Raw genomic sequence first — 18,280 nt, forward strand, 5'->3', positions numbered from 1 at the left:
ATAAAAAGTTTATGAATCAGTGAAAAAAAGCCCTGATAAGATCAATAATTGATCTATCAGAGCTTTTTGTATTATCTAGTTACCTAGACAGCAATTTATTTAAAAATGCCGAATGGCGCGCCAATCGGAAGGAAACGGCGTCCGAAATGTGCGTTAAGAACAGAAGCGCCGCAACCATATAGGGACACGATAGCAATACTCATTTCCGCATAGGCTGCCATGGTATGGAATACATGAGGTGCAACTCCAAATGCGTCGAGTGTTAATCCTAAGAAAAGAAAATCAATCAACACAAATATAATGAACAGTACTTTATTGGTTTCCATAGCACCGATCGTCATGAATAGTGTGAATATCAAATAACCTAGAAAAGCGAAGCCAAGCTGTTTCCCATCTATATCAGCGGCCAAAATCGGTCCAAATGCGCCCATCTTCATTAACCAGCTGCTCGCTACTCCGAGCCAGAAGAAGCCATAGGCACCGAATGCCGTCATCCCAAATGTATTATTATGCTTTGCGTCTTGAACAGCAGCGAAAATCTGAGCGATTGCACCAAGGAAAATAGCCCACGGAATTACGTAACTAAGTCCTGTTGTGAGACCAAGTTTCTGTGAAGATGCGACAAGCGTTACGATTGCTAAGCCAAATAAGCCGATTCCGCTTGGATCTGCTGTAATGATTTGTACTGATTGTTTTTCTTGTGATGTCATAGTTGCCTCCAGTAAATATACATGTGAAATAGGCCAATCAGTGGGGTCACCATTCTGATTAGCCTTGGAAATCATATCACAGTCATTGAAAAAGTGTAAGTAGAAATTTTTGATTTACAAATCATTAGTTAATAGTAGTGTATGAGATTACTATAATCTAACGTCTTGCTTGCTCAAATGGCTATCGTCACAAGGATATAATATGTATAATTATGGAATAATACCTAGTACCAAAACATCATAGACTATATAACACTTACATAGATTGAGAGTAGAATATAATATCAGAAAGAAGGTGATGAATATGAAATCAAGACATTTTCTCTTTATGGCGATGTTATTCAGCATCATAGCTCTTTTGACGGGGTGTGTGCCTGGGGATGGAGCAAAGAATGCTCAAGATCTTGCGGGATTTTTTAGTGGAGTATGGCATGGATGGATCGCTCCGATCTCATTAATACTCGGTTTATTCAGCGATAACATCAGATTATATGAAGTCTATAACACAGGATGGTGGTATGATTTTGGTTTTTACATCGCTGTTATTAGTGGTTTCGGTGGAATTTCGCTTTTCCGTCGTAAAAAAAGGAAGTAGAATAGGTTAATTTTGAATAAGAAGGCTTTGTAGGAGACGAATCAGGCAATCACCCTGCACTGGCTGAGATTCATGACTTTTTCGATGTCGTTTACTTTAGCCAGTGAGGGTTGGGTTGATTAACTAGGTTGTCTCCTCTACATTGCCTAACTCCCTTATAATCTTCTGAATTTCTTCAGTTTCAAAACGATCGTCGCCAAAAGGTAATACCAGTGATCCTAAAGTTACATAAAAGAATTGTTCCTCCGTCTCAACGATATTCGTAAAACTAATAGTAGCAGGAATCGGCCTGCCTTCTTTATCATTTATCTTTGTTTCAAAACTACCGGTTAAGAGGTTCTGACCATTTTTTAGTTCAACATGTGAAATCAATGAGCTATCTATCGTGAAATGATATTTTGTTCCTTTAATAAGGAGTTCACCAGTGCCACCCTCGCCAACAAGATAATCCCCATCAGGCTTAAGTTCTTGATCAATAGATATAGTGCTGTTAGCGCTGCTTAAATCACCAAAATCATCAAAGCCGAAATTTTTAGCTGTTTTTAGATTGTTTGGACCATCGAAAAGGGGCGGTATTTTTTCGGAATTGTAATTTTCTTTTAAATGTAGTGTGTATGGACTTGTTCCATGTAAGGTAGCGGGCTTAGAAGTTTCATTTCCTATGAGTAAGCTGACGCTAATAATAATTGCTAAACCCAGAACTCCTCCTATGGTTAACAGAGCTTTTCTTTTCATGAATGAATACACGCCTTTTCTTTATATTAGAGTATAAGTAATATATTTCATTTCCCATATTTAAGCAATATTAATTATATAAACATTCTAGTGATCTCTTATAACAGAGTTTTCATGCCATATGATAGGAAGTAGGGAGTGTATGTCATTAATTATTCTAATCCGAGGAAGAGCAGGCGTAGGTAAAACAACATTATCAAATGAACTAGGAAAAGAATTGAAGCTGCCTATCATAAGGAAAGACGATATTTACGACTCAATATTTAACTATATTCAGGATCACCACACACGTAATCAATTCTGTTATGAACTCATTTATCAAATGATAAAAACAACGTTGGATTGTAAGGCGGACATACTAGTCGATGCCCCATTTTCAGAAATATCAGAATTACAAGAATGGGTTACAAAGCATGGGGGAGTTCTAAAACCGATTCTGTGTATTTGTAGTGATGAGGAATTATGGGCACATCGATTCAATCAACGGGAGATAAATCCTAAACCCAATCAAATGATTACTAATTTTGAAGAAATGAAAAAGCATTATGGTGATTCGAGAATAAACGGGGTTGAAGGAGAACTAATACTAGATAGTGTTCATGATCTGAAGGTATTGATAGAGCAATCGAAACAGTATATTCAATACAATCTTTGAAAACTATATTGAGGTTCAAGGGAGCGGAGTAGGCGTTGATGATATTCTTTGATTTAGACGAAACGTTATTTGATTTTAAGGCAGCGGAATACCTCGCTGTGAATGATTTTTTTACGCAATGTGTTGAACAGTCTAAACTAAATGCAGATGACTTTTATCAATTGTGGTGTGAAGTTGGTAAGACACATTTTGATCGATTCTTACGCGGAGAGCTTACCTTTGAACAGCAGAAAATAGAAAGAGTTCAAGAGATTTTTCATAGATCAGGAGTACAACTAAGTGATGTTCATGCTCAGGAATACTTCCAAATTTATTTGAATTGTTTTGAAGAGAACTGGAAGACGTTTGATGATGTTATACCTGCACTGACAGCGCTTGGTAACCACCGTTTAGGGATTATTACAAATGGAGATTCCGCTCAGCAGAGACAAAAACTAGAGAAGATCGGGATCATAGATTATTTTCAGGTGATCGTGACAGCAGGAGATATCGGGATATCAAAACCGAATACAGAAATCTTTGAGTATGCCTGTCGCCTTGCTGAGGAGAACCCTGCAGATTGTTATTACGTGGGAGACAATATGGATTCGGATATCATACCATGTGAGAAAATAAAGATGAGAGGCATCTGGCTTAATAGAAAAAATAAAAATAAAAATCATACTCGAACGATTAACAATATGGAGGAATTACAAAATTACTTTATAAATGAATCGGTAACATCAAAAAGCGGTTTAGTTTGATTTTCGGAAGAGATCTTATATCAAATCCAAAAAAGAATTTTCAATAGATGGTTGATGGTTGAACACCTCCATAGGCACTGGATTCCCTGGGAAACCGGGGCTTTTTTTATTTTCATGAAACATTTTTTAGTTGAAAACGTCTGTATTAATATCGTTAGAAAATTATTTAAAATATGGGAGGAATTAAGAAACAGGAAATTAACCGCTAATTCATTTTAACGATCCATAGCTACTGCAGGTGTGACATAGACTTTGATTCGGACAAAAGCGAGCAATGGAGGGAATTATAAATGTCTACTAAGAAAAAGATTACCATCACCATATTATCTGTATTTATAGTCATAACAGCCACCCTAGCTGTTTATTATATTGTTAATTACAATAGTACCCAATCCATAAAAGAAGATGTCGGAGCGGTCAAAAAGACACTGAAACCCGGCGAGTCATTAAGCGTGATCGGAGAAATAAAAACGACCGATACGGACGAAGAAATTGATTTAGCGATGGCTCTTGCCTTAAAAGATGATGTATATGTTATGAAATCCAGCGTGGTTCGGGTGATGCATGATATGACACATCAGAAAGTAGTTGCTTCGGATAAATGGAACTCGATTCAAATGACTCCTAAGCGGATTGAACAGATTATTAAAGTCATTGAAACCAAAGGAACCGATTGGGATTTGTACGACAATATGCTCAAGATTGCGAAGAAATGGCAAGCAGGAGATTTTTCGGAGATTGATAAAGATCATAATTATTTTTGGAAATTAGAGAATGGCAATATTGGAAAAGCGAAAGGGATCATGACACCAGAAGAGGAAGCTGCTTTTATAGAAAAATATTGGGGTGACAAAACCAAATAAAAAAAGATGATGTTTCAATTTTTCATGAAGCTATATCGAATGTGGATAGTCTATAACCAAGCCTAATGACTACAATAATGTTTAAATCGGTTTATGAATGTATACCATTGTTTCATAGCAGCCGTGAATTGTAACCCGTACTGTTGTTTGAACTCCTCTTCCGTATGATCTTCAAAATATTCTATGGTAAAATAATGAATTGTATTTTCAACCACTTTTATTAATTCATTTAATCTAAATTTTTCGCTTGAAACGCAAGGTAAGTTATTAAATTCCTCCAGTGCGATGACATGAACTTCCATATGTTCGCGATAGTAAGCTAGTATTTCAATAGCATTAGGACAATGATCATCCATTAATTGTTCAATTAACCCATCGATTCGATTGATTTCATTTTTTAAAATTTCTATTTCCTTCATTGCAGGATATACTCCCTTCATAGAGGCATACCAAAAAGATAATCTATACATCAAAGTATGATTCTCAAGTCAGATTAGATAATTTATTTGAAATCATTCTAAAATAATAAATTATATTAATAGAATAGATTTTTAGTAGGCATGTCGTCAATTGATCTATAATTTGTCTTATATTGATTTCCTTATTCTTCACATGCTTGTCCTAAAAGCCTCATGAACAATCCAATAAAACAATATAGAAAGAGGGATAATATTGACCATCATCGGACTGATAAGACACGGAATTACAGATTGGAATAATGAATATAGAGCACAGGGCCTAGCAGATATACCTCTAAATGCAGTAGGACAAAGGCAAGCTGAATTACTAGCACAAAGATTGAAGAATGAGGACTGGGATTATATATATTCAAGTAACTTATCTAGAGCCCTTGAAACAGCAAAAATCATTGGGAGAATTAAAAATATCGATGTGAAGATTGATGAACGATTAAGAGAAATGAACTGTGGTCTGATCGAGGGAACAACGGAACAAGATCGAGTGAATAAGTGGGGATACAGCTGGTCCAAATTAGATCTTGGGATAGAATCGAATAATGACATTATCTCAAGGGGTGTGGAATGTGTTAAGGATCTTTCAGAAAGGCATCCTGACAAAAAAGTATTAGTCGTCAGTCACGGTGCGCTAATCGGTCTATCATTAAAGAAACTCATTCCGCATTATGATACATCAGAACATTTACACAACACCTCGGTAACCATTCTAAGTAAAGCGGAGCCACGTTGGGATTGTAAGTTGTATAACTGTATTACTCATCTCGGTGAGGGAGGGTGTGATTCTAATTAACATAAGATCTGTGGCAACGATCGTAATTGTTCTCATATTTATAACAGGCTGTACGAAGTCCGAACCGAAGGATTCCGTTAACAACATTACTGCTATAGAGCTAGAATGCAATACTCCCATTTCAGAAGCGAAGTGCGAGAATCAATTATTTAATGATGAAGAATCAATTAAGCTATTTGAAGAAGCAATAAATACAGCAGTAGAAAATTTGGGAGAACTGGATTACAGTGCAGAATATAATATGACCATTTTCTACTCAAAGGATGTAACTACAAATTACCATCTATCTTTAGGATCACATCGAACTGTAAAGGGATTACTGGTGAATCAGGAGAATACAAGTCAGGGATATGAAATATCAGTGGATCATGCCAACCAATTAAGGGATTTAGTCTCTAAACGCTAAATAATGATCCTGCCATCGGAATTAAAATGACACATGTAGTTCCATGGACCAATAATGACAGAGGGGAACTTAATCATGAATATGTATGGTTGGGGGAATTGTCCACAAGAGGTACGAGAGCAGGTGTATAAGCTTAATTCATCTCTCATTCACTATCTAGGATCAAAAATAATAGGTACTTATATTCATGGTTCACTATCACTTCATAGTTTCAATCCTATAAGCAGCGATATTGATATGATTGTTCTCGTATCTGAAAAAATTGATTTGGAAACAAGATTTAATTTAGTTAAGGAATTGCTGCTCATTTCTACAAATCCTTCCCCAATAGAAATCAGTTTTATAACAAGCGATGCAATTATCCCGTGGCAACATCCTACTCCCTTTGAATTACATAGCAGTGAATAGTGGAGAAGTAAATATGAAGAACGTGTGGCTGAAGAAGATAAAGAATTTTGGGCAGAGACACCAACAGATTCGGATTTAGCATGTCACCTTACATTAGTAAGGAAGAAAGGGATATGCATTTATGGGAAGCCCATCAATGAAGTTTTTCCTGAAGTACCTGAAGCGGACTTTCGTTCTTCAATATGTAGTGGGATTGATTACGCTGTATCTGTTTTAAGGTCCAACCCGATTTATGGAATTCTTACACTTTGCAGAGTTTTGTCATATTTAGAGACGAACGAAATATTCTCAAAACGAGAGGCTGGTTTATGGGCACTTCCAAAGTTACCGAATCATCTAACCTACATTGTAATACATGCAGTCGAAGTGTATGAAGGTACAAGAAATGAGATGATTGATATCAATGAAGATCACTTGGAGGAATATAGCACACTCATGAAGAGCCATATTGACTCCGCTTTATGATGCGGCCGGAATAAGAGGAATAAGGAGAATGATATTGTACAAAAAAATAGGCTTATCGATCCTTATTATTGGTGTAGCTTTGATCACCTTCATCGTGATATCCATATATCCTCAGACCATCCACTTACATGCCCAAGGAATAAAGTATAGACTTGGTGCTGAACATATCGGAGATGAGAAGTCTATAGCCATAGATATGAATGGCACCGTATATACAAGCCTTACAGGGAATAAAAGATTCGTTGGAACCATCTCAATTGAAGGCGAAGAAATACCTGTTCCGGAGAATCAAAGACAACTAGAGATTAATTTGGGAAAAGACCTTAGTGGGGTCATGCTATATCAATATAATGAAGATGAAGGGATTGGCCATTTTTTGTATGGAACCATCTTTGTGAATCGTTCCTTTCGTGAGGTAACAATTACGGTGATGGATCAATATTCAGCAGAAGGTAACCAAGGGGGGAATTGGAGCGGAGGCGATGGACTTATGATCTCCGTTCCTGCGTCCGATCGAGCTGAGGCACTCCGTATATCGAATCGTCTAATGAAAGATTATTTGGACGGTTACATTTTACATTAACTATTTAAAAATAAAATAAGGGCACAAAAGGAATCTTATCTATTATAGATGAGGTTCCTTTTTTATTCTAAACCAGGATACCCTTATGGAATTGAACGCGATTGTTACATGTATACATCTACGCATTGTGATATTCGTCACAATTATGATGGGATTATGAATGTTAGAATTTGAAATATGCGACAAAGAACTTAGAAGGGGTGATTGTCTTTGATGTCTACACCGGCTCAGAAGACGAGAGCTTTTATGAAATTTATGGTGAAAAACGGCATTCTCACGGTGAGTATGACGTTAATTATAGTCCTTGCCATTCGTGCCATTGAGCAGAAAGTAGATCGAAGGTGGGTAGAAGATCTGCCTATTTTTTTATTTGTGCTCGTGATTACGACGTTATTCTTCTTCATGATCTATTGGCAAAGTCATAAGCTTCGTTCTGAACAAGAATTGTTCACGAATGTTTTTCAGCATAGTCCTGATGGAATTCTGGTGACGGACAGTGAACTGAATGTCATCCGCATGAATCCGACAGCAAAAGAGCTTCTTAAGATGGATCAAGATCCTGTCACGGTTAATTTTTGTAATCATTGTTCCAATTATGCGGGACTGAATAAGCTTTGTTCCTATCATAAATGCTTTATCACAGAACCCGGAACACAATATGTGGAAGTTCAATTAACGACGACAAAAGGAATAACGAAATCGATGAATGCCAGTGTTTCGCATTATAAAGATCCGATGTATGGACCACTGAATATCATTCGGTTTCAGGAAGTGGAAAAAGCAAGACAGGAAGAACAAAACAAAATTGCGAAGATGATTACTCACTCTATCCTGTCTGCACAAGAAAATGAGCGAAAGCGAATTTCCCGTGAGCTGCATGATGGGATTGGACAGTCCCTGTATAGCATTCTCATTCAGACAGAAGTGATGAAGTCTTTATTAGAAGAGGAAAAGGAGTCTGTGATCGATAAGCCATTAGATGCCCTGCAGGAGTCAATTCGAAACACGATTGAGGATATTCGCGATTTATCTGTCGAGCTTAGACCTTCTGCACTTGATGATATGGGACTTGTGGCTGCACTTCGTAACTATGTCCGGCTGTATGGTCAGAAATTTGGCATTCAAGTGCTGCTCACCATTGAAGGGGATAGTGAGTTGTTACCGTCTGCTCATGAAATTGCATTTTACCGAATTATACAAGAAGCTCTTACTAATGCAGCTAAATATTCACGTACAGAAGTAGTTGAAGTAAAACTGAAAATTGAACCGAGACTAGCGGAGCTTCTGATTCGCGATTACGGCGTAGGATTTACGGTGACCTCTGAACTTCGTCAAGGAGTTGGTCTTTACAGTATGGAAGAGCGAGTGAATATTCTCCAAGGTGAATTTGATATTAAATCGAGTCCAAATGAAGGAACTGTGATTGAAGTGAAAGTGCCCATTGACGAATCAAGTACCTTTTAAGAAGAGAGGATTATAGAATAGATATGGATATAAAAGTACTAATAGTGGATGACCATGCGGTGGTTCGCAGCGGGATTCGGGCTGTGCTGGATACAAAGCCGGGAATAACGGTGGTAGGTGAAGCGTCAGATGGAAGATCGTGTATAAAAAAAGCGCTTGAGCTAAAACCTGATATTGTGCTCATGGATCTGAGTATGCCAAATGGACGAGATGGACTATATACGACTAGTGAGCTTTTGCAATCCATGCCAGAGGTAAAGGTAATTATCTTAACCATGCATAACGATGAACAGTATTTGTTCAGGGCACTGAAGTCAGGAGCATCCGGATATGTATTAAAATCGGCTCCCATTTCAGAACTCGTAACTGCGATCAAGCAGGTGCAGCAAGGGATGGTCTATTTACAGCCAGCGGATACGAAAAAAGTGATACAAGCTTATTTGCACGGAAACGCAGAGGATGCTGTAGACCGATTTGAAACGTTAACAGAGCGGGAAAAAGAAATATTTACGCTAGTCGCTAAAGGTTATACCAATAAAGAAGTCGCGGAACTCCTTACAATCAGCGTGAAAACGGTGGAGAATCATAAAGGAAATATCATGGAAAAACTGAAACTGAGTAACCGCCGTGAGCTCATGGAATTCGCCTTTAAAAGGGGGTTGCTCGAATTTGACTGAACCTTCTAGCCACCATCAAACAATCCAAAAACAAATACAAACGGAACTAGAGCAGCTTAAATCGGAATTAGAACTAGACTTTATTGCTGTAGCACTTGCTGATGAGAATTATCGAGATATTCATTGGAAAATGGCGCTCGGGGCGAACACAGAACGCTATAAAAAAATTATGGTTCGTATGGGAAAAGGGATGGCTGGAAGAGTGCTGAAGACAAAAGCCCCTTATATCGTCAACTATTTTCCAGAGGAAGTACAAGATGAAATGCTGGAATATCCGATATTCCTCATTGAGTCCATCCGTTCGGGTATGGGGGTATCGGTTGACTCCTCACGGCCTGAACAAAAGTTATCCTATGGTGTATTACTTGTCGGGCAACGGGAAGAACGGATATTCAGCCCGCAAGAAGTCGAACGAGTGGAACAAAGTGCTGCAGCGCTCGCTGCTCTCTATGACCATACCGCTTCGTTTGTCTCCTTAGTAGAGCCAGATGAAGCAGAACAAGCAGATCTGACAGGTCCATTGCTACAGAAACTACGGAGTTTGCATAATGAAGGAGTTCAGTGTGAACTGCTGGATCAGCGGCTTACCCGCCTATCAAGTCATCGTCAGCAAGAAATTGCAGAAGTCTTAGATGTTTTGGTACATGATTATTATAGCGGACTGTCTAATGCCAAGATCACGATGGAGCAGGACGCCATAGGGTATACATTCGTCGTGTATGAAGGAGAGGGAGCCTGCTCCCATACTCATGAGACTTTCCATACGCTGCGAGAACTTTTAAGATCCCTCAAGTCCGATCTTGAAGTATCTGTAGCACAGAATCGTCAGTCCGTACGATTCGCCATTCCTACCCGCCAACTTTTGGATGAGATTCACTGGGAAGTATAGACTAAATAAAATAGGTGTATGAAGGGGGAATTCCTAGAGAACAATTGAGGGAATTCCCCAATTCTTTTTTACCCTCTCTATAAGGATAATGAAATCATAGCAGTTAGAGTCTTATGAGGAGGATAGGTCATGAAACCACCTAAAGCAATACTTCCCTTACAAACCCTAAGTTTGGTCTTAGGTTTTGCGGTTTGGGGTATTTTATCATCATTAATCGTATTTATTAAGGACGGAATTCCATTAACGGCAGGACAATTGTCTCTTGTTACCGCAGTACCTGTCGTACTTGGTTCGATCTTGCGAATTCCATTTGGTTTTTGGACGAACAAATACGGAGCTCGCAATATGTTTTTGGTCAGCTTCCTTGTACTGCTGATCCCGGTATTTTACATTAGCCGAGCAGATAGTTTCATTGATTTAATTATTGGAGGTTTGTTCCTGGGGATCTCGGGTGCAACATTCTCTGTCGGTGTTACTTCACTGCCTAAATACTATCCAAAAGAAAAACATGGTCTCGTTAATGGTATTTATGGACTTGGTAACTTAGGGTCCGCACTTAGTACATTCTTCGCACCGGTGCTTGCAGAGCAATTTGGATGGCGTGCTACCGTGCAAATTTATATGATTGTCCTTGCTGTCTTTGTCCTTGCTAACTTCTTCCTTGGTGATCGAAAAGAAGCAAAATTGAATACTTCACTGAAAGACCAAATTAAAGGTGTATATAAGAATGAAAAGTTATGGTTATTATGCTTCTTCTACTTTATTACCTTTGGTGCTTTCGTTGCTTTCACTGTATTCTTGCCGAATCATCTCGTGAATACTTTTGGAATCAGTAAAGTGGATGCTGGACTGCGCGCAGCTGGATTCATTACACTCGCAACATTTATGCGTACAACAGGAGGATGGCTTGGTGACAAATTCAATCCATTCAAAATCTTGCTGTTCGTGTTCGCTGGTCTAACAATCGGCGGTGTAATTCTTGCGTTCTCTCCAGGACTTTCACTCTTTACCGTAGGATGCTTGCTCATCGGACTATGTGCAGGGATTGGTAATGGTACGATTTTCAAATTGGTACCTCTTTATTTTGCAAAACAATCGGGTATTGCAAATGGTCTGATCTCAGCTCTAGGGGGACTCGGTGGTTTCTTCCCGCCGCTAATGCTTTCCTCTCTATTTGCAATTACAGGTCACTACGCGATCGGGTTCATGGCCTTGGCGATGGTTTCCTTGTGCAGTATCCTTCTCGTACTATATATGTACTGGCAAGATCGTATGAAACTTGCTGAGAAAATCGTGAACACGACGTCGCAGGCTGTACTTGTGACGAACTCTAAAGGAATCATTCAGACTATTAACCCGGCCTTTACGGAGATTACGGGTTATACTACTGAGGAGGCTATCGGTAAAACTCCTGGATTCTTGAAATCTGGTAAACATGATGGTTCCTTCTATGATTTGATGTGGAAGCAGATTAAAGAGAAGAAATCCTGGTCAGGCAACATTTGGAACAAGAAAAAGAACGGAAATCTATATCTGCAGTATTTAACGATTAACGGCATTCAAAATGATGTTGGAGAAATTAACTATTATGTAGGTGTATTTAGTGAAGTAGATCCGAAAGAGGTTCAAAATGCTTCGCTTAAGGTAGATCGTAATACAAAACAAAAATAAAGGGATACAAGCATAAACCGCCGTAGATAGTGAATACCTTTAAGTGCCGGTAACGTTTATGCAAAATATTCTGTAGGATATTGGCTGTGGAGCTTAGGCGCTTCACAGCCATTTCCGCATTATATTCGTCCTGGGTATGGGGGAATTCCCTATATTCTGTGCGGGCTGTGTGGCTGTGTAGCTGTCTAGAATATGATCTCATGATCTAGCCGAAAGGGCTTCTGCCAGAACATAATGATATGATGATGTTTAATGGAATTTAAAAAAAGGGAGGTGCTGCTATGTTATCAGGAATGAATCAAGAAGAAGAGGCGTTAAACCTAGGCAGTCTGCCTGTACTGCAGGTGATTGGCTATAAGAACAGCGGAAAAACAACCTTATGCTGCAAGTTAATTTCCGCATTATCGGCAAAAGGAGTTCGTGTTGGTTCAGCTAAACGTGATGCACATACATTTGAGCTGGACGATGCGGGTACAGATAGTTCCAAACATCTGGCCAGCGGCGCAGTAGAAACCGTACTTACATCGCAGACAGCGACTCGCATGATGCGAGGATCGGAGACATCTTTAGATCAAATTGCAGAGCACATGAAGGGGAGAGTAGACCTTTTGCTTGCAGAAGGGTTCAAAACAGCTCCTTATCCAAAAATTGCACTGCTTCGTGATCACAATGATATGGAAAGTTTGCTGAGACAAGCTTCTAATATCAAGTTATTCCTTAGCTGGCAGGATTCTCTCGTCTTCGAAGGAATTCAGTGGCAGCGAGATAACGGCTATGCAGAGATACCGATCATTTTCATGAATAACGAAACGAATGTGATTCAGCACTCTATTTCCCTCGCATTATCTCTTCTATCCGAGTAATAAGTTCACCCTCGCATTCAGTACATGAACATCGGGGAATCCCTACCTTGGAATGGGGGAGTTCCCCCCTCTTAATCACCCTAATCTTGCGTATACAATAGAAGTATCAAAATGCGCAAGGAGCTGGGAAGATGAATAAAACCAATCCTCTACTACAAAGATTAAAATTTTTCCGTAAGCGCGAAAAGAACTCGGAAGGATGGAGTGAAGTTACTCTTGCCGACCGTTCTTCTGAAGAAATGTATCGGAATCGTTGGCAACATGACAAAGTGGTACGTTCAACACATGGCGTCAACTGTACAGGTTCTTGCAGCTGGAAAATTTTTGTTAAAGATGGCATTGTTACTTGGGAAACACAGCAAACTGATTATCCTACGACTGGGCCGGATATGCCGGAATTTGAACCTCGCGGTTGCCCGCGTGGAGCAAGCTTTTCTTGGTATCTCTATAGTCCGCTGCGTGTGAAATATCCATACATTCGCGGTAAATTGCTTGAACTATGGAGAGAAGCGAAACGTGAGCATAAGGATCCTGTGAAAGCATGGAATTCGATTGTTGCAGATAAGAACAAAAAATTAACATATAAATCAGCACGGGGTAAAGGTGGAATGGTCCGCGCATCCTGGGATGAAGTATCCGAGATCATCTCTGCTTCCATGCTGCACACAATTAAGCAGAACGGACCAGACCGCATCATTGGATTCTCTCCAATCCCTGCGATGTCCATGGTAAGTTATGCAGCAGGATCTCGTTTCCTTTCTCTTGTGGGATCTCCGCTGCTTAGTTTCTATGACTGGTATGCAGATTTGCCTCCGGCATCACCGCAAATTTGGGGGGATCAAACGGATGTTCCAGAAAGTAGTGACTGGTACAATTCCAGCTACTTGCTAGTATGGGGTTCAAACCTGCCGATGACGAGAACACCGGATGCTCACTTCATGACAGAAGCACGGTACCGTGGAACGAAAGTGGTATCCATTAGTCCGGACTACGCGGAATTTGTAAGATTCGCAGATAAGTGGCTCCCAGCAAAACAAGGGACGGACGGAGCACTAGCGATGGCAATGGGCCACGTTATTTTAAATGAATTCTATGTGAAACAAAGCACACCTTATTTCAATGAATATTCTAAAAAATATACGGATTTCCCATTCCTCGTTATGTTGGATGAGAAAGACGGCGCCTTTACGGCAAATCGCTTCCTGACTGCTAAAGATCTTGGTGTGGATACCAATAATGCAGAGTGGAAAACCGTATTGATCGATGAGAATTCAGGCGAGCTTCGCATCCCGAACGGAACCATCGGTTCACGCTGGGGAGAAGAAGGAAAATGGAACCTCGAAATGGTGGATACCCTTACTGGGGAAGAAATTTCTCCACAGCTTGGACTTGGTACAACAGCGGACGGTGAACTGACTATTAAGTTCCCTTACTTTGACGACGAAGGAAATACCGTTGTTACTCGTAACATTCCATACCGTACGATCACGAATTCAAATGGGGAAACGTACCGAGTAACTAGCGTATTTGATCTTATGCTTGCCCACTACGGTGTTGATGCCGTAAACGGAAGCAATTACGATGATGCGAACACGGTATATTCACCTGCATGGCAAGAACAGATTACAGGCGTAGATCGTGAATCTGTCATTCAGATTGCACGTGAATTTGCTCAGAATGCAGTGGATAGTAAAGGTCGTTCCATGATTATCGTGGGTGCCGGTATTAACCACTGGTACAACTCCGATACCATCTACCGCAGTGTACTGAACCTTGTATTAATGACAGGCTGCCAAGGTGTGAATGGCGGAGGCTGGGCGCACTATGTTGGACAAGAAAAACTTCGTCCTGCAGAAGGCTGGGCTAATGTTGCGTTTGCACGTGACTGGACGATGCCGCCGCGTCAGCAAAATGGTACATCTTTCTTCTATTTTGCTACGAATCAGTGGAGATTTGAATCAAATCCAGTAGATGGACATACATCTGCTTTGGTAGATGGAGCACGTTATTCTCACTATGCGGATTACAACGTCATGGCTGCTCGTCTAGGATGGCTGCCTTCGTATCCGCAATTTAATAGAAACTCGATTGAAGTTGCGAAAGAAGCTTCCGAGCAAGGTCACAATACACCGGAAGACGTAGCAAATTATGTTGCTAAGCAGCTGAAAGATCGTAAAATGCAGTTTGCAATTGAAGATCCAGATGCGGAAGTAAACCATCCAAAAGTCATGTTTGTATGGCGTGCGAACTTGATCTCAAGTTCTGGTAAAGGTCATGAGTACTTCCTGAAATATTTACTTGGAGCACACAACGGACTGCTGAATGATGATTCCGAAACGATTCGTCCGAAGGAAATCAAATGGCATGACAACGCAGCGGAAGGCAAACTTGACTTAATGGTAGACATCGATTTCCGCATGTCCGGAACAGCGGTTTATTCCGATATCGTGCTTCCTGCAGCGACTTGGTATGAGAAGAGCGACCTGTCTTCTACAGATATGCATCCGTTCATCCACCCATTTAACCCGGCTGTAGCGCCGCTATGGGAATCCAAATCTGACTGGGAGACATTTAAGACGATTGCCAAAACATTCTCTGAAATGGCAGAAAGCCAGTTCACAGAACCGCAGCGTGATGTGGTAGCAGTTCCGCTTCAGCATGATACACCAGATGAATTGTCTCAGCCTTTCGGCCGAATTTTGGATTGGAGTAAAGGTGAGATTGACGCAATTCCAGGCAAAACCATGCCGAAGTTTGTAGTTGTAGAACGTGATTATGCTTCTGTGTATAAGAAAATGACAGCACTTGGACCTAACATCAAAGATAAACCTTATGGTATTAAGGGCATTAACTGGTCTGCAGCAGAAGAATATGAACTCATGAAAAAAGTGAATGGCGTAGTGGAGGAACCTGGTATTAGCGAAGGATGTCCGAAACTCGTAACAGACCGTCACATGGCGGAAGCGATCCTGTCCTTGTCCACGACAAGTAACGGTAAGATGGCGGTTAGAGCTTGGGAATCCCTCGAGCAAAAAACAGCACTTAAACTGAAAGATCTGGCGGAAGACCGGATGGAAGAACGATTCACTTTCAACGAGATTACAACACAGCCAAAAACCGTAATCACTTCACCTGCTTTCAGTGGTTCTGAACAACATGGTCGTCGTTATTCACCATTTACAACCAATGTAGAGCGCCTGATTCCTTATCGTACGCTTACAGGTCGTCAGCATTACTTCCTTGATCATGAAATGTTGACGGAGTTCGGTGAAAACATGGCGATTTATAAACCGACGATGAAACATGCACCTTTCCATACCAATAAAAAACGTCCAGCGACGAAAGGGAAAGAGATTGTACTGAACTTCATGACACCGCATAGTAAGTGGTCGATTCACAGTATGTATTTTGACTCTCTGCCAATGCTCACCTTGTTCCGCGGAGGACCAACGATTTGGGTCAATAAGGACGATGCAGCAGATGCAGATATTAAAGATAACGACTGGATTGAGTGCTTCAACCAAAATGGTGCGGTCGTTGCTCGTGCCGTTGTTACGCACCGTATGCCTCGCGGAATGGCTTACATGCACCATGCGCAGGACCGCACAATTAACGTGCCTGCAACCGATGTGACGACAACACGCGGTGGTACACACAACAGTCCGACACGGATTCACGTGAAACCAACGCACATGATTGGCGGCTATGCCCAACTGAGCTACGGATTTAACTACTATGGACCTACAGGAAACCAACGGGATCTGTATGTTGTGATCCGCAAACTTGAGGAGGTGAACTGGCTTGAAGATTAAAGCGCAAATCGGAATGGTCATGAACTTAGATAAATGTATTGGATGTCATACCTGCTCGGTCACTTGTAAGAACACATGGACAAACCGTAAAGGTGCCGAGTACATGTGGTTCAACAATGTAGAGACAAAGCCAGGTATTGGATATCCAAAACAATGGGAGAACCAAGATAAATATAAAGGCGGTTGGGAACTGAAAAAAGACGGCAAGCTTGAACTTCGTTCAGGCAGCCGTGCGAATCGCCTAAAAAATATTTTCCACAACCCGGATCAACCAACAATCGATGATTACTACGAGCCATGGGATTATGATTATGAGAAACTTCAGCAGAGTCCTGAGCTTAAACACCAGCCAGTAGCACGTCCGAAATCGCAGATCACTGGTGAATATATGAACCTGGAGTGGGGACCAAACTGGGAAGATGACCTAGCCGGGGTACATGAGTCAGGATACGAAGATCCGAATATGAAGGGGATTGAAGAATCCGTTCGTATGGAGTTTGAACAGGTATTTATGATGTACTTGCCGCGTATTTGTGAGCACTGCATTAACCCAGCCTGTGTATCGAGCTGTCCTTCCGGAGCAATGTACAAACGCGAAGAAGACGGAATCGTTCTGGTTGATCAGAATGCTTGCCGCTCTTGGAGATTCTGCGTATCCAGCTGTCCATATAAAAAAGTGTACTTCAACTGGCAAACAAACAAAGCAGAGAAATGTACACTTTGCTTCCCGCGGCTTGAGCAAGGACTGCCTACGATTTGCTCCGAGACTTGCGTAGGAAGAATTCGTTACCTGGGCGTTATGCTCTATGATGCGGATAAAGTGGAAGCAGCTGCATCCGTTACAAACGAGAAAGATCTTTATGAATCACAGCTTAATGTATTCCTGGATCCGAACGATCCTGAAGTCATTGCTGCAGCGAGAGCTGCGAATATTCCAGAAGACTGGATTGAGCACGCACAGCGTTCACCGATCTACAAGATGGTAGTCGACTGGAAGATTGCACTTCCGCTTCATCCGGAATACCGGACATTGCCAATGGTATGGTATGTACCGCCGCTCAGCCCAATTACGAACATGGTGGAAGGGAAAGGCGCATCAGCGGTACCGGAAGATATTTTCCCGGCAATTGATGACATGCGTATTCCTGTTCAGTATCTGGCAAACTTATTGACTGCTGGAGATACCGATGTGGTTACGAATGTGCTGAAAAAGATGGCTGTTATGCGTTCACATATGCGTTCTCGTAACTTAAACAAAACACCTGATCTTGACATACTGAAACAATTCGGTATGACGGAAAAAGATACAGAAGAAATGTACCGTTTACTTGCAATTGCGAAATACGAAGATCGATTTGTCATTCCTTCCGCACACCGAGAGGAGTTCGCAGATCTCTACTCCGAACAAGGAGGCTGCGGGTTCACGAATATGGCAGGCGGACCTGGACCTTGTGGCGGATGAGTCTTACGTTTCC

General features: G+C 40.9%; 19 protein-coding genes. 16 read left to right on the forward strand and 3 right to left on the reverse strand.

The annotated features are described in order from the left end of the window. Positions 1-95: 95 nt before the first annotated feature. On the reverse strand, positions 96-710 hold the full coding sequence (locus tag QPK24_RS06080; RefSeq protein WP_285747042.1) for an acetate uptake transporter: 615 nt from the start codon (positions 708-710) through the stop codon (positions 96-98). Positions 711-1,014: 304 nt separating this feature from the next. Here QPK24_RS06080 and QPK24_RS06085 point away from each other — a divergent pair, with 304 nt between their 5' ends. Next, on the forward strand, positions 1,015-1,305 hold the full coding sequence (locus QPK24_RS06085) for a hypothetical protein (RefSeq protein WP_285747045.1): 291 nt from the start codon (positions 1,015-1,017) through the stop codon (positions 1,303-1,305). A gap of 123 nt (positions 1,306-1,428) precedes the next feature. Here the strand turns inward: QPK24_RS06085 and QPK24_RS06090 are convergent, their stop codons facing one another. Beyond that, positions 1,429-2,040 (reverse strand): hypothetical protein, encoded by a 612-nt coding sequence (locus QPK24_RS06090; RefSeq protein WP_285747047.1) that lies wholly within the window; start codon positions 2,038-2,040, stop codon positions 1,429-1,431. A 142-nt stretch (positions 2,041-2,182) separates the two neighbouring features. On the opposite strand from QPK24_RS06090, the gene QPK24_RS06095 reads away from it, so the two are divergent. The 3 genes from QPK24_RS06095 to QPK24_RS06105 all read left to right on the forward strand — a co-directional run bounded on the left by QPK24_RS06095 (position 2,183) and on the right by QPK24_RS06105 (position 4,301). Next, positions 2,183-2,695 carry a P-loop nucleotide/nucleoside kinase family protein gene (locus tag QPK24_RS06095; protein ID WP_285747049.1) on the forward strand — a complete coding sequence of 171 codons (513 nt, stop codon included), beginning with the start codon at positions 2,183-2,185 and terminating at the stop codon, positions 2,693-2,695. Between the two features lie 38 nt (positions 2,696-2,733). After that, positions 2,734-3,438, forward strand: coding sequence for an HAD family hydrolase (locus QPK24_RS06100; protein WP_285749134.1), 705 nt, complete (start codon positions 2,734-2,736; stop codon positions 3,436-3,438). Between the two features lie 290 nt (positions 3,439-3,728). Beyond that, a complete protein-coding gene (locus QPK24_RS06105) occupies positions 3,729-4,301 on the forward strand; it encodes a DUF6241 domain-containing protein (protein WP_285747052.1) in 573 nt (190 codons plus the stop codon). A 62-nt stretch (positions 4,302-4,363) separates the two neighbouring features. Here QPK24_RS06105 and QPK24_RS06110 read toward each other — a convergent pair whose 3' ends face one another. Next, positions 4,364-4,720 carry a hypothetical protein gene (locus QPK24_RS06110; RefSeq protein ID WP_285747054.1) on the reverse strand — a complete coding sequence of 119 codons (357 nt, stop codon included), beginning with the start codon at positions 4,718-4,720 and terminating at the stop codon, positions 4,364-4,366. Positions 4,721-4,973: 253 nt separating this feature from the next. On the opposite strand from QPK24_RS06110, the gene QPK24_RS06115 reads away from it, so the two are divergent. The 12 genes from QPK24_RS06115 (at position 4,974) to narH (ending at position 18,267) form a co-directional block, all read left to right on the forward strand. Next, the gene (locus tag QPK24_RS06115) at positions 4,974-5,567 is read left to right on the forward strand and encodes a histidine phosphatase family protein (RefSeq protein WP_285747056.1); all 594 of its coding nucleotides are present in this window, start codon (positions 4,974-4,976) and stop codon (positions 5,565-5,567) included. Beyond that, the gene (locus QPK24_RS06120) at positions 5,554-5,973 is read left to right on the forward strand and encodes a YhfM domain-containing protein (RefSeq protein WP_285747057.1); all 420 of its coding nucleotides are present in this window, start codon (positions 5,554-5,556) and stop codon (positions 5,971-5,973) included. Before QPK24_RS06115 ends, QPK24_RS06120 begins: the two co-directional genes overlap by 14 nt. 75 nt (positions 5,974-6,048) lie before the next feature. Next, entirely contained in the window at positions 6,049-6,381 is a 333-nt protein-coding gene (locus QPK24_RS06125; RefSeq protein WP_285747059.1) for a hypothetical protein, read from the forward strand. A gap of 24 nt (positions 6,382-6,405) precedes the next feature. Continuing rightward, entirely contained in the window at positions 6,406-6,846 is a 441-nt protein-coding gene (locus QPK24_RS06130; RefSeq protein ID WP_285747061.1) for a DUF4111 domain-containing protein, read from the forward strand. A gap of 34 nt (positions 6,847-6,880) precedes the next feature. Further along, positions 6,881-7,429, forward strand: coding sequence for a hypothetical protein (locus QPK24_RS06135; protein WP_285747063.1), 549 nt, complete (start codon positions 6,881-6,883; stop codon positions 7,427-7,429). A 213-nt stretch (positions 7,430-7,642) separates the two neighbouring features. Beyond that, complete coding sequence (locus tag QPK24_RS06140) at positions 7,643-8,893, forward strand: sensor histidine kinase (protein ID WP_285749136.1); 1,251 nt, start codon at positions 7,643-7,645, stop codon at positions 8,891-8,893. Between the two features lie 23 nt (positions 8,894-8,916). After that, positions 8,917-9,570 carry a response regulator gene (locus QPK24_RS06145; RefSeq protein ID WP_285747065.1) on the forward strand — a complete coding sequence of 218 codons (654 nt, stop codon included), beginning with the start codon at positions 8,917-8,919 and terminating at the stop codon, positions 9,568-9,570. Then, on the forward strand, positions 9,563-10,459 hold the full coding sequence (locus tag QPK24_RS06150; RefSeq protein WP_285747067.1) for a hypothetical protein: 897 nt from the start codon (positions 9,563-9,565) through the stop codon (positions 10,457-10,459). The genes QPK24_RS06145 and QPK24_RS06150 overlap by 8 nt, the downstream gene beginning before the upstream one ends. A gap of 129 nt (positions 10,460-10,588) precedes the next feature. Beyond that, positions 10,589-12,130: a nitrate/nitrite transporter gene (locus QPK24_RS06155; protein ID WP_285747069.1), complete on the forward strand. Its 1,542-nt coding sequence runs from the start codon at positions 10,589-10,591 to the stop codon at positions 12,128-12,130. 281 nt (positions 12,131-12,411) lie between these two features. Continuing rightward, positions 12,412-12,993, forward strand: coding sequence for a molybdopterin-guanine dinucleotide biosynthesis protein B (gene mobB, locus QPK24_RS06160; RefSeq protein ID WP_285747071.1), 582 nt, complete (start codon positions 12,412-12,414; stop codon positions 12,991-12,993). Positions 12,994-13,124: 131 nt separating this feature from the next. Beyond that, on the forward strand, positions 13,125-16,805 hold the full coding sequence (locus QPK24_RS06165) for a nitrate reductase subunit alpha (protein ID WP_285747073.1): 3,681 nt from the start codon (positions 13,125-13,127) through the stop codon (positions 16,803-16,805). Continuing rightward, on the forward strand, positions 16,795-18,267 hold the full coding sequence (narH, locus tag QPK24_RS06170; RefSeq protein WP_285747076.1) for a nitrate reductase subunit beta: 1,473 nt from the start codon (positions 16,795-16,797) through the stop codon (positions 18,265-18,267). The genes QPK24_RS06165 and narH overlap by 11 nt, the downstream gene beginning before the upstream one ends. Positions 18,268-18,280 lie beyond the last annotated feature (13 nt).

Source organism: Paenibacillus polygoni (assembly GCF_030263935.1).
Classification (GTDB): Bacteria; Bacillota; Bacilli; order Paenibacillales; family Paenibacillaceae; genus Paenibacillus; species Paenibacillus polygoni.

Coding starts and splice junctions, on each gene's coding strand:
- QPK24_RS06095 (WP_285747049.1), top strand. CDS start 2,183: ATGTCATTAATTATTCTAATCCGAGGAAGAGCAGGCGTAGGTAAAACA.
- mobB (WP_285747071.1), top strand. CDS start 12,412: ATGTTATCAGGAATGAATCAAGAAGAAGAGGCGTTAAACCTAGGCAGT.
- QPK24_RS06080 (WP_285747042.1), bottom strand. CDS start 710: ATGACATCACAAGAAAAACAATCAGTACAAATCATTACAGCAGATCCA.
- QPK24_RS06100 (WP_285749134.1), top strand. CDS start 2,734: ATGATATTCTTTGATTTAGACGAAACGTTATTTGATTTTAAGGCAGCG.
- QPK24_RS06155 (WP_285747069.1), top strand. CDS start 10,589: ATGAAACCACCTAAAGCAATACTTCCCTTACAAACCCTAAGTTTGGTC.
- QPK24_RS06140 (WP_285749136.1), top strand. CDS start 7,643: ATGTCTACACCGGCTCAGAAGACGAGAGCTTTTATGAAATTTATGGTG.
- QPK24_RS06105 (WP_285747052.1), top strand. CDS start 3,729: ATGTCTACTAAGAAAAAGATTACCATCACCATATTATCTGTATTTATA.
- QPK24_RS06125 (WP_285747059.1), top strand. CDS start 6,049: ATGAATATGTATGGTTGGGGGAATTGTCCACAAGAGGTACGAGAGCAG.
- QPK24_RS06085 (WP_285747045.1), top strand. CDS start 1,015: ATGAAATCAAGACATTTTCTCTTTATGGCGATGTTATTCAGCATCATA.
- QPK24_RS06110 (WP_285747054.1), bottom strand. CDS start 4,720: ATGAAGGAAATAGAAATTTTAAAAAATGAAATCAATCGAATCGATGGG.
- QPK24_RS06090 (WP_285747047.1), bottom strand. CDS start 2,040: ATGAAAAGAAAAGCTCTGTTAACCATAGGAGGAGTTCTGGGTTTAGCA.
- QPK24_RS06165 (WP_285747073.1), top strand. CDS start 13,125: ATGAATAAAACCAATCCTCTACTACAAAGATTAAAATTTTTCCGTAAG.
- QPK24_RS06145 (WP_285747065.1), top strand. CDS start 8,917: ATGGATATAAAAGTACTAATAGTGGATGACCATGCGGTGGTTCGCAGC.